Genomic DNA, 9,830 nt, shown 5'->3' on the forward strand with positions numbered 1-9,830 from the left:
TTTAAATGAGATCAAAATATATCTCAAACACTGAACTACTTATTCAGAGGTTTTATGGCTGGTAATCACGTCATTTTCATGCACCCGGATGGAACAAGTCCATCTCACTTTGCTTTTGCACGGTTTGTAGACAAAGGACCCGACGGACGTTTGAATTGGGACAAACTCAGCCATGCTGGTGTTTATCTGGGACACATGGAAGACCAGTTAGGTGGAACATCTAACGCTGGTGCTGTGACTCACGCTACAGGTGTTAAAGTTTACGCTGAATCCTTTGGCTTTGAACTGAATAATTTACCAATTACTTCTCTTTCAGGAACTAATAAAACCATTGTTGAAGAAGCCAGAGATGCAGGAAAAGTTACTGCTTTAGTGCAATCTGGAGCGATCTATGAGCCTGGTACAGCTGCTTTTGTTGCTAAGACACAAGAAATTGTTAACCCTGATGGCACTCGCACTGTACCCCGCGCTCAAAATGCGGCAATTGCCGAACAGGTGATCAGGTCAGGCGTTAACTTCATCATGGGTGGTGGTGAACTTAACTTATTACCAGTGGGTACTAATGGTTTCCATGGTACTGCTGCCGAACTGGATGCTATTAGCACAAATTCTTTACAACGCCCCACGCAAAACCTGATCCAACTAGCTCAAAGCTTGGGTTATGTAGTTGTTTATACAGCAAATCAACTCAAATCCCTACTTGATTTACCTACAGCCCCAACAAAAGTGTTAGGTGTATTTGCACCTGTTCACACTTTTAACGATCGCCCAGAGGAAGTTTTAGCTGGACAGAGTTTACCTCTGTATCGGCAAACAGCCCCAACTATTGCTGAAATGTTGGATGTCACCCAGAAGTTGATGGAAAGACACCCCAACTTTAACAATGGTTCAATTACTATCGTAGAGGAAGAAGGTAGTGATAACTTCGGTAATGCCAACAATGCGGCTGGAACTTTAGAAGGTTTACGTCGTACAGATGCAGCCATTGGTGTAGCATTAGATTTCATCGAAAGACATCCTAACACCTTGATGTTGACGGCTGCTGATAGTGATGCTGGTGGTTTACAAGTAATAGACCGCACTGGTGCAACCGTAGGTACTGTTAATAATAACCCCACTACATCAAACCGCAACGTACCCTTAGATGGACAAACCGGTGCTAACACTGCGCCTTTCGTGGCTGCACCTGATGCAGATGGTGATGTGTTCAAGTTTGGTGTTGGTTGGTCAGGTACACCAGATTTTTCTGGTTCTATTGTTTCTAAAGCGCATGGTTTAAATGCAGATAAATTACCTGCAACTTTAGACAATACCAAAATTTATGAGTTGATGTATGAGACGCTGTTCAACGTTCAACTACCATCTCGTAATCCTGACCCCACACCAGCACCCAAAGCGACTCGACAGACGGGAAATGTAATTTTCATTCACCCGGATGGTACAAGTCCCTCTCACTTCATGGCACTTCGAGGTATTTAATGAATCCTTTGGTTTAAAAGAGGATAACACAACTATTACACCTGCTTCTGGTAAAGTTGGCTATACAATTTTAGAAGAAGCGATCGCTGCTGGTAAAGCAACAGCCCTCATTCAATCAGGTCACATTGGTGAACCTGGAACCGCCGCCTTTGCTGCTGCGACTACAAACCGCGTGGGCAATAACACCCGCGCCCGTGATAAAACTGCCGAAATTGCTGAACAGGTAATTCGTTCTGGCACTCAGATCATCATGGCAGGTGGTGAAGTTTACCTACTGCCCAAAGGTACTACAGGTTTCCACGTTACCGCCGCAATTGATGCTGCTTTCGCTGATGCCGAAGATCGTCCCACCACTAACCTGATTGATTTAGCAAAGTCCTTGGGCTATACTGTGGTCTACACAGAAGAGCAAATGAACACTGCCGTAGCAAGTGCTACTGCTTCCACAAAGTTACTCGGAGTTTTTGCTGCTAACCACACCTTTGACGATCGCCGGGAAGAACAATTAGGATTAAACACTGCTAATCCCTTACCTCTCTACCTAAACACTGCGCCTACAGTTGCAGAGATGCTAGAGGCATCTTTAAAAATTCTCAGCCAAGATCCTGAGGGTTTCTTTGTAGTTATTGAAGAAGAAGGTACGGATAACTTCGCTAATAACAACAATGCTGTAGGTACTGTGGAAGCACTACGGCGGGCTGATGCAGCTATTGGTGTGGCAATGAATTATGTTAATACCAAAGATCCAAATACTTTAGTATTTCCGGTGGTGCAGGTGCGGATGAGTTCTGGATCGCTGATGCTGAATTACCTGATACTGCTAATACTATCCTTGACTTCCAAAGGGGTGTAGATGTCATTGGTGTTGGGGGTATTTCCTCAGCTACTTTGACTCTCAATGTTGTCAATGGTAATACGGAAGTTGGTTTACTTGGTAAAACTGTTGCTGTTGTTAATGGTGTGATTGGTTTGAATGTAAATACAGATTTTGCGTTTGTGTCTTAATTTTTTGGAAGAAACGAATCCCAAAGATGCAGATAACGCAGAGGAATAAGTGTTAGTATTTATGAACCGGGAAGAAGATTTATTTTTATCTTCTCCTGGTTTTTTGTTTTGATATTTAAAGCAGATAGATGAAAGCAGATAAATGTGGAACAGGCTTCTAGCCTGTTGATGGGCAAGACTTGTACTGAGTTTATCGAAGTATGCCCATCCCACATTTTATATTTAATTACAACCAGCTAGTTATCAATCTCTGTGTCTTCTGCGCCTGGAGTGGTTCGTTATTCATTATCTATTTCAATTGTTAATGCCAACTGATATAATTTATTCCGAGAAATTGATATTTCTTTTGCTAATTGTCTACTTGCTTGAGAACGAGAAGCACCTTGTTTCATCATTGCTAATAGTTCGGCTTTTAATTCTGCTTCTGTAATTTGTGGTTTGCTGGGTTCTATTCCTGCCACTAACAGGGTATATTCTCCTTGGGGTTCTTTTTGTTGATAATGGGCGATCGCCTCTGCTATTGTTCCTCGCCAAAATTCTTCATATAATTTAGTTAATTCTCTAGCTATTACTATCTGGCGATCGCTCCCTAATATATCTCCTAAATCTTTTAATGTCTCCCGCAACCGATGGGGAGATTCATAAAATACTAATGTCCTGGTTTCTATTAACAAAGATTCTAAATATTCCCTTCTTTGTTGACTTTTTGCAGGTAAAAATCCATCAAATATAAACCGATTTGTGGGTAAACCAGAAGCACTTAAAGCGGTAATGGCAGCAGTCGCACTGGGAATAGGAACAACATCAATTTCTGCATCTACACAAGCTTTAATTAACTCATATCCCGGATCAGAAATTCCTGGCATTCCCGCATCACTAACTAATGCGATCGCTTTTCCATATTTTAAAGATTCTAATATTTCAGGAATGCGACTATTACGGTTATGTTCATGATAACTCATTTGGGGTGTTTTAATTTGAAAATGTTGCAGCAATTTTCCTGTATGTCTGGTATCTTCAGCCGCAATCATATCTACAGATTGTAATATTCTCACCGCCCGAAAAGTCATATCTTCGAGATTTCCAATCGGTGTCCCAACAATGTATAATGTTCCTGGTTTGGGTTCAGTTGCCATAATTATTATTTTCTAGAAGACAACAGGTAGAAGGCTGTTTTTGTGTAAGCATTCAGCTGTCAGCTATCAGCAAACAACTAAAAAAAATCAATAAAATTTTGCTTATTTGATAACAAACCTTATAGCTGAAAGCTGATGACTGATTACTGATAGCTGAATGCTTGCTTAATTATTAATAAACTTCTCAAAAATTTCCCCAAAATCTTTTCTCACATAAGTTTCATGGGCATATTTTAACCAATTAAAAGCATACCAGTTAATAGCCTTAAACTGTTCTTCTGAAGTGGAAATATTAGTTGCTCTACCTACTGTACTAGAAGCAGTATTTAAGCTAGTTTGAGCATATTGGTAATAAACTCCATTTTCTTTTTGAATGGAAGAAATTTTTACCAATGCTTTGTATAAATCTTTTAAGGGAGCAATAAAATTTTTTGCCACATCAATAGAATAGGATTTATCCCCCATAACAAACTTAATTTCAATATCTAAATCTACCGTTCCTGCGGTTTCTAACCTTACATCTCTAATGATATTTTGACTGTAGCTATAACGATTTAGTAACCGTTTTTTGCTCATGGCAGAACTACCATCAAGATGGATTAATGCTAAATTTGTAAAACAGTATTCATCAGTTTTTGATTTAATCAAAAAGTAGATTTTTTCCCCTTCTTCGTGCATTACGTAATCATCACTATCAACCTTATTATAATCTTCTGGTTTAATCACAGCACCAATATCACTTAAACCCAGTGCGTCCATTGCCATGTTCTTAAACATAATTTCTGTTTCTCCTGTATAATTTTCCAATCACCAATCACCAATCACCAATGACTAAATCAGCTTTATTTGTCGGTTTAATTACTTTAGATTTAATTTACCTTGCCCAATCACCACCCCAGAACAATCAAAAATTAGTTGCTAATGATTATACTGTAGCAGCAGGTGGACCAGCAACCAACGCATCTGTTACATTTAGTTACTTGGGTAATAAATCTCAACTTTTAGGTGTTCTGGGTTCTCATTCCATGACACAATTAATTACTACAGATTTAGCAAATTACCAAGTAAGAATAATTGACTTAGATCCTAATAAACAAACATCCCCACCAGTATCTTCAATCATTGTCACCCAAGGTACAGGAGAAAGAGCAGTAATTTCTATAAATGCCGTAAAAACCCAAGCTGATATTAACTCTATTCCTGATGATATATTAGATAATATTGATATTATTTTAATTGATGGACATCAAATGGCAGTAAGTAAAATAATTGCCGAAACAGCGAAAAATAAAAATAAAAATAAAAATAAAAATATTCCTGTTGTTATTGATGGAGGAAGTTGGAAAGCGGGTTTTGAAGAAATTTTACCTTTTGTAGATTATGCTATTTGTTCGGCTAACTTTTATCCTCCCAAGTGCAAAAATCAAGCAGATATTTTTAATTATTTGCAAGGTTTTAACATCCCTTACATTGCCATTACTCATGGAGAAAAACCCATAGAATATTTAAGTAATAAAGAAAAAGGGTTGATCAATGTTCCCAAAATTAAAACCATTGATACATTAGGCGCGGGTGATATTTTTCATGGTGCTTTTTGTCATTATATCCTACAAAATAACTTTCCTCAATCCTTGGAATTAGCAAGTAATATTGCTGCGGAAGCTTGTAAATATTTTGGTTCACGTCGTTGGATGAAAAAATTATCAATTGTCAATTGTCAATTATCAATTGATCAGTAGGGTAGACATCTTGACTACCCCACAAGAATTTTTGATTAAATACTTCTAATCATTAATTGATAATAAACCAGGAGGAGGAGTAATTTCAATCCGCCGATTTTCCAAATCAACAACAGGAACAATTTCCATCACAAAAGGAATTAAAACAGTTTTTCCAGCTTTTTTTTCATCAAAAGCAGGATCAAACTTCACCTCTAATAAATCATGACCAGAAGGTAATAAATCTACAACTGTTCCGATTAAATCCCCAGATTCCTGCATGAAGACAGACAATCCTATTAAATCTATAACATGAAATTCCCCTTCTTCTAATTCAGGGCGATCGCTAATAGGGACAAACAACCGACAATCTCGCAGATTTTCCGCAGCAGTGCGATCGCTCACCCCTTCTAATTGAATCACATATAGATTCTTACCCTCAATATACCGCCCTTGTAACAACTCCACCGGTTGCGGTTCACACTCCCCTGGCCGCAACATCCAGCGAGTACCCGCCTCCTCAAACCGTTCCGGGAAATCAGTATTAGGATAAACCCGCACCTCCCCACCTAAACCTTGAGGTGCAACAATTTTACCAATCTCGATCCAGTCATCAAGATCGGGGACTGGGGACTGGGGACTGGGGACTGGTGACTGGGGACTGGTGACTGGTGACTGGGGACTGGGAACTGGGAAAGATTTTATACTTTTGTCTCCCTTTCCCTTCCTTCTCTTCTCTTTCTTCTTCGTGTCCTTCGTGTCTTCGTGGTTCATTCCTCTTACACACTCACCGCTTCACGTTGATAAACCTGTTCTGCTACCTTAGCCAAACGCTGCATACCGATAGTAATTTCCTCATCACTACCAGTCAAACTGATACGCAGACATTGATGTTTGTGTTCCCATTCATCTTTTAAACCAGGGAAGAAACCACTACCAGGAACAATAATCACACCCACTTTCTTTAATTCCTGGTAAAATTCCCAGTCAGTCATCGGTAAATCTTGCAGCCACAACCAGCCAAAAATTGCACCTTCACCCCGATGTAAGAACCAAGGTAAATTTTTAGGCATAGCTGCTTCCAATGTACTTTCTAATACATCAAATTTATTCTTGTAGAAAGGTCTAATCACATTTTCCGCAATATCCGCTAATGCACCTGATTCTATCGCACGAGCAGCGATCGCCTGACCATATCTAGAAGAATGTATCCCTGCATTAGTTTGGAAACACTCTAAAGCTTGCAGCAGTTTTTCATCACCGATAGCTACCCCCAGTCTTTCCCCTGGTAAACCTGCCTTGGATAAACTCATACAATGAAGAATGTTATCACCAAATACAGGTTTCATCTCTGTAAAATTTAACGCTGGGAAAGGAGGCGCATAAGCTGAGTCTATCAAAACTGGTACATTGTAAGGTGCAGCTAAAGCGGCGATTTTCTCAACCTCATCATTAGTTAAAACGTTACCTGTAGGGTTGCAAGGACGGGAGAAAATCACACAACCAGTATTTTCATTAATAGAAAGTTGGCTAAAATCAGGACGATATTTAAAACGATGATTGGCGCTGTCAATATCTAAAGTAGGTTTATAAGCAATTAACGCTTCTGGGCATAAACTCACCCCACCATAACCTGTATAATCTGGACTTAAAGGTAAAACAATTTCTTTTAAATCCCCATCATCAGTATAGCCACCGTAAGAGTTAGCAGCGTAGAAATAAATAGTTTGACTACCAGCAGTAACTAAAATATTCCGTTCTGTTAAATTTAAACCATAACGCTCGTTAAAATCCTTCACCATCACGGAAATGAAAGGTGCATAACCCTGAGAAGAACCGTAACGACAAACAACTTCACCATACTCAGAACTAGCTAATAAATCTGCGGTACAGTCACGCCATAACTGCTCAACCTCTGGTAAAATCAGGGGATTACCCGCACTCAAATTATACAATACCTGCCCCTGATTGGCTCGGAGTGTTTCATTAATATCTTTCATAATCGCTCTTACGCCAGTCAAGTTAGACATTTGAGTGCCGATTTTAGTAAGGGCAGGTTTCATCATGTTTGTTACAAAATAAAGGAATTGTTATTGAGATTTAGATTTTAACAAAATCTGCGAATCACCGTACCCGAAAATCATTGAAAAAACATTCAAAAATAATAACCCAAGTTGCTAGTTAGGAATAGGAGTCAGGAGTTAGAAGTAAACAATAAAACCCCAGTTTGTGAGACTGGGGGGTTTCTCTTGTAATCGGTACTAATGTACTATACGGTAATAGAGTTTGGCAAGCGATCGCTCAGAAAAAATCTTGAGTGAGTAGGTGACAGGTGACAGGTGACAGGTGACAGGTGACAGTAGTATTAACTTTAGATTAGATCAGTTAATTTAGGGGAGAAGTGAATAATGGAAGTGAAAGCAGCGATCGCTTACAGTGCAGGAAAACCACTAACCATTGAAACCGTGCAACTCCAAGGACCACAAGCGGGGGAAGTATTAGTAGAAATTAAAGCTAGTGGAGTTTGTCATACTGATGCTTATACCCTTTCTGGTGCAGATCCAGAAGGTTTATTTCCCGCTATTTTAGGTCATGAAGGTGCTGGTGTGGTTGTGGAAGTGGGGGAAGGTGTCAAAAGTGTTAAACCCGGAGATCATGTCATTCCTTTATACACTCCCGAATGTCGGCAGTGTGCATATTGTTTAAGCTTTAAAACCAACCTCTGTCAAGCTATTCGCGCTACCCAAGGACGGGGAGTGATGCCCGATGGTACGAGTAGATTTAGTATTGGTGGTGACATGATTCATCATTATATGGGTACTTCTACTTTTGCTAATTATACGGTGTTACCAGAAATTGCAGTTGCTAAAATTCGGGAAGATGCGCCTTTTGATAAAGTTTGTTATATCGGATGTGGTGTAACTACGGGCATAGGTGCAGTTATTAATACAGCTAAAGTTGAACCTGGTGCAAATGTCGTAGTTTTCGGTTTGGGGGGAATAGGTTTAAATGTGATCCAAGGGTCACAAATGGTTGGCGCGAATATGATTGTGGGTGTGGATATTAATCCCAATAAACGCGCCTTAGCTGAAAAATTTGGGATGACACATTTTGTTAATCCTAACGAAATTGAAGGTGATTTAGTTGCGTATTTAGTAGATTTAACTAAAGGTGGTGCTGACTATTCTTTTGAATGTATTGGTAATGTAAAAGTTATGCGTCAGGCTTTAGAATGTTGTCATAAAGGTTGGGGAGTAAGTGTTATTATTGGGGTAGCTGGTGCAGGTCAAGAAATTAGCACTCGTCCCTTTCAATTAGTAACTGGAAGAGTTTGGAAAGGTTCAGCTTTTGGCGGTGCAAGAGGGCGGACAGATGTACCGAAAATTGTAGATTGGTATATGGATGGAAAGATCAATATTGATGATTTAATTACTCATGTAATGCCCATTGAAAAAATTAATGATGCTTTTGATTTAATGCACAGAGGGGAATCAATAAGAAGTGTGGTGACATTTTAGGTAATGGGTAATTGGTGATTGGTAATTGGTAATTGGTAATTGGTAATTGGTAATTGGTAATTGGTAACAAATAATTACAGCCGTTTCCTAAGTTATGAGGTACAAGGCTAACAGGCAGGATGCCTGTTCCACAAGGGTTTTATGATTTCCGTTTGTACCTCACTAAAATGAAATATGCTGTATCTATGAACTTTCACCTGTCACCTGTCACCTGTCACCTGTCACCTGTCACCTATTCCATGATGTATATATTATAATTATTACAGTTCACCAGATTTTTGATTATGCAAATCCCTAAAATTCAACCAACCGCAGCAAACCTGAAAGATCATTTTCAAGATCATCTCTATGAAATTGACTTTTATCAATGGACTCAACAACAAGCTAACTTTCTACGACATCAACAATGGCATGATTTAGACTTATCAAATTTAATAGAGGAAATTGAATCTTTGGGTAGAAAGGAACGACAAGAATTAAGAAACCGTCTGAGTATTTTAATCGGACATTTATTAAAATGGGAATATCAACCAGGTAAACGCAGTCGCAGTTGGTTAGCAACAATTCGCATTCAAAGAAGGGATATCTTAAAATTATTAAATGAAAATCCTAGTTTAAAATCTCAACTAGAAATATTGAACAGTGAAGCTTATGAAAATGGTAGAGATTTAGCATCAGGAGAAACAAACTTACCATTTTCAACATTTCCAGAACAATGTAATTATAGTTTAGATGAAATTGTCAAAGATAGCTTTTTACCCGGTGAACCTGCAACCGATGATTTAATAAAATAAACTTTATTTGGTAATTGGTAATTGGTAATTGGTAATTGGTTTATTAACTTTCCCCTGACTCCTGACTCCTGACTCCTGACTCCTGACTCCTGACTCCTGACTCCTGACTCCTGACTCCTGACTCCTGACTCCTGACTCCTGACTCCTGACTCCTGACTCCTGACTCCTGACTCCTGACTC

General features: G+C 39.1%; 9 protein-coding genes. 5 read left to right on the forward strand and 4 right to left on the reverse strand.

Annotated elements, in window-relative coordinates; genetic code table 11:
* Window positions 1-54: 54 nt before the first annotated feature.
* Together H6F45_RS26650 and H6F45_RS26655 are read left to right on the forward strand one after the other, a co-directional pair.
* Window positions 55-1,479, forward strand: coding sequence for an alkaline phosphatase (locus H6F45_RS26650; RefSeq protein WP_242052671.1), 1,425 nt, complete (start codon window positions 55-57; stop codon window positions 1,477-1,479).
* On the forward strand, window positions 1,436-2,332 hold the full coding sequence (locus tag H6F45_RS26655; protein WP_242052673.1) for an alkaline phosphatase: 897 nt from the start codon (window positions 1,436-1,438) through the stop codon (window positions 2,330-2,332). The genes H6F45_RS26650 and H6F45_RS26655 overlap by 44 nt, the downstream gene beginning before the upstream one ends.
* Before the next feature lie 430 nt (window positions 2,333-2,762).
* Here the strand turns inward: H6F45_RS26655 and rsmI are convergent, their stop codons facing one another.
* Window positions 2,763-3,620 (reverse strand): 16S rRNA (cytidine(1402)-2'-O)-methyltransferase, encoded by an 858-nt coding sequence (gene rsmI / locus H6F45_RS18555; protein WP_190348042.1) that lies wholly within the window; start codon window positions 3,618-3,620, stop codon window positions 2,763-2,765.
* 165 nt (window positions 3,621-3,785) lie between these two features.
* A complete protein-coding gene (locus tag H6F45_RS18560; protein ID WP_236104057.1) occupies window positions 3,786-4,427 on the reverse strand; it encodes a PH domain-containing protein in 642 nt (213 codons plus the stop codon).
* A 20-nt stretch (window positions 4,428-4,447) separates the two neighbouring features.
* Between H6F45_RS18560 and H6F45_RS18565 the strand changes: the two genes are divergently transcribed.
* On the forward strand, window positions 4,448-5,359 hold the full coding sequence (locus H6F45_RS18565; RefSeq protein ID WP_190348043.1) for a sugar kinase: 912 nt from the start codon (window positions 4,448-4,450) through the stop codon (window positions 5,357-5,359).
* A 45-nt stretch (window positions 5,360-5,404) separates the two neighbouring features.
* Here the strand turns inward: H6F45_RS18565 and rimM are convergent, their stop codons facing one another.
* Both rimM and H6F45_RS18575 read right to left on the reverse strand, forming a co-directional pair.
* Entirely contained in the window at window positions 5,405-6,112 is a 708-nt protein-coding gene (rimM, locus tag H6F45_RS18570) for a ribosome maturation factor RimM (protein WP_190348044.1), read from the reverse strand.
* Window positions 6,113-6,117: 5 nt separating this feature from the next.
* Window positions 6,118-7,401: a valine--pyruvate transaminase gene (locus H6F45_RS18575; RefSeq protein WP_190348049.1), complete on the reverse strand. Its 1,284-nt coding sequence runs from the start codon at window positions 7,399-7,401 to the stop codon at window positions 6,118-6,120.
* Between the two features lie 345 nt (window positions 7,402-7,746).
* Between H6F45_RS18575 and H6F45_RS18580 the strand changes: the two genes are divergently transcribed.
* A complete protein-coding gene (locus H6F45_RS18580; protein WP_190348045.1) occupies window positions 7,747-8,856 on the forward strand; it encodes an S-(hydroxymethyl)glutathione dehydrogenase/class III alcohol dehydrogenase in 1,110 nt (369 codons plus the stop codon).
* Window positions 8,857-9,140: 284 nt separating this feature from the next.
* Window positions 9,141-9,650: a DUF29 domain-containing protein gene (locus tag H6F45_RS18585; protein ID WP_187041601.1), complete on the forward strand. Its 510-nt coding sequence runs from the start codon at window positions 9,141-9,143 to the stop codon at window positions 9,648-9,650.
* Window positions 9,651-9,830: the final 180 nt, after the last annotated feature.

It is taken from the genome of Sphaerospermopsis sp. FACHB-1194 (assembly GCF_014696235.1).
GTDB lineage: Bacteria > Cyanobacteriota > Cyanobacteriia > Cyanobacteriales > Nostocaceae > Sphaerospermopsis > Sphaerospermopsis kisseleviana.

Coding starts and splice junctions, on each gene's coding strand:
- H6F45_RS18565 (WP_190348043.1), top strand. CDS start 4,448: ATGACTAAATCAGCTTTATTTGTCGGTTTAATTACTTTAGATTTAATT.
- H6F45_RS26655 (WP_242052673.1), top strand. CDS start 1,436: ATGGTACAAGTCCCTCTCACTTCATGGCACTTCGAGGTATTTAATGAA.
- rsmI (WP_190348042.1), bottom strand. CDS start 3,620: ATGGCAACTGAACCCAAACCAGGAACATTATACATTGTTGGGACACCG.
- H6F45_RS18580 (WP_190348045.1), top strand. CDS start 7,747: ATGGAAGTGAAAGCAGCGATCGCTTACAGTGCAGGAAAACCACTAACC.
- H6F45_RS26650 (WP_242052671.1), top strand. CDS start 55: ATGGCTGGTAATCACGTCATTTTCATGCACCCGGATGGAACAAGTCCA.
- H6F45_RS18585 (WP_187041601.1), top strand. CDS start 9,141: ATGCAAATCCCTAAAATTCAACCAACCGCAGCAAACCTGAAAGATCAT.
- H6F45_RS18575 (WP_190348049.1), bottom strand. CDS start 7,401: ATGAAACCTGCCCTTACTAAAATCGGCACTCAAATGTCTAACTTGACT.
- rimM (WP_190348044.1), bottom strand. CDS start 6,112: ATGAACCACGAAGACACGAAGGACACGAAGAAGAAAGAGAAGAGAAGG.